Source organism: Paraburkholderia sp. CNPSo 3076 (assembly GCF_026343935.1).
Lineage (GTDB): Bacteria > Pseudomonadota > Gammaproteobacteria > Burkholderiales > Burkholderiaceae > Paraburkholderia > Paraburkholderia nodosa.
The window spans coordinates 1-1,094 of sequence record NZ_JAPMAL010000120.1 but is presented as its reverse complement, the minus strand read 5'-3'; the positions used below and the strand labels follow the sequence as shown (position 1 = coordinate 1,094).

Annotated in this window: 1 protein-coding gene and 1 pseudogene; both read right to left on the bottom strand. The window is 63.6% G+C overall.

Features of this window, described 5'->3' with window-relative positions:
• A pseudogene (locus M3A49_RS42305) lies at nt 1-596 on the bottom strand (GMC family oxidoreductase); the annotation flags it as partial.
• A partial coding sequence (locus M3A49_RS42300; RefSeq protein ID WP_266233985.1) for a gluconate 2-dehydrogenase subunit 3 family protein occupies nt 597-1,094 on the bottom strand: 498 nt, incomplete at its 5' end. It lies immediately after the preceding pseudogene.

Sequence of the window (1,094 nt, the reverse complement as noted above, 5' to 3'; positions counted from 1 at the left end):
GCCGAATACGTATTCAGTTGCGCGGGCAACGGGAAATTGTCGCTGCGGGCGGCTTCGAACACATTGCCGTCGCCGACCACGTTGCCCTTCACCTTGTACGCCTGGCCCGACGTGCCGAATACCTTCTCCGCGAAGTCGAAGTGCGGCTCCAGTTCGTCGTAAGTGACGCCATAATCCTGGATCGTCATGCCTTCGGGGATGAACTTCTTGCCGTAGCGCTCTTCGTAGTGGCTCTTCAGGCGCAGTTCTTCCGGCGTGATGCGGAAATGCACGCCCGACCAGTGCAGGCCCGCGCCGCCCACGCCTTCGCCGGGCAGAAACGCGGCGAGCTGGCGGTAGGGCAGGGCCGTGTCGTTCACGCCGTGGCGGATCGAGACGGTGGTCTTCGAAAGATCGAGGAAGAGCTTCTTGCGGATGTTGTACGTGAGCTCGTCGATGGTGTTGGGGTACGCGCCGTCCGGATAGGTGTCGCGATACTCGCCGCGCTCGAGCGCGACCACGTTCAGGCCCGCTTCGGTCAGTTCCTTCGAGAGGATCGCGCCGGTCCAGCCGAAGCCGATCACGACGGCATCGACATGAGGTTTCTTGATTGCCATTTACGTACGCTCCCCATTGATCGAGACCGGGCCGTACGGATAGGGCTTGCCGTTCTGGTTCACGAAATCCATGAAGTCGGCGCGTGCGCCGGGGAAACCGATCATCTTCCACGCGGCCATGTTGCGGTTGCCGCCGTGTATCGGGTCGCAGAAGTAGCCTTCGCGCGTGTTCTGCAGCAACTGGCCGAAGAACACGGAGGCGGGCACGCCGTCCAGTTCGACCTTGCCCGCTTCGAGCGCGGCCAGCACGCTGTCGCGCGTGCTGGCGTCGAGCGCGTCGAAGTCCTTGCCGTAGGCCTTCGTGCAGTACGCGTTCACGGCCTTGATGCCGAGACGGTAGATGTCGCGCGGCACGAGCTTCAACTGATAGCCGAGTTCGGGCACGCCTTGCTGGAACGGCCCCTGCATGTACCAGAGCGCGCCGTGCGCGTAGGGCGTGTCCATCTGCCGGTCGATGAATTCGGGCACGCCGGCTTCCAGCGCGCCGGGGCCTTCGGA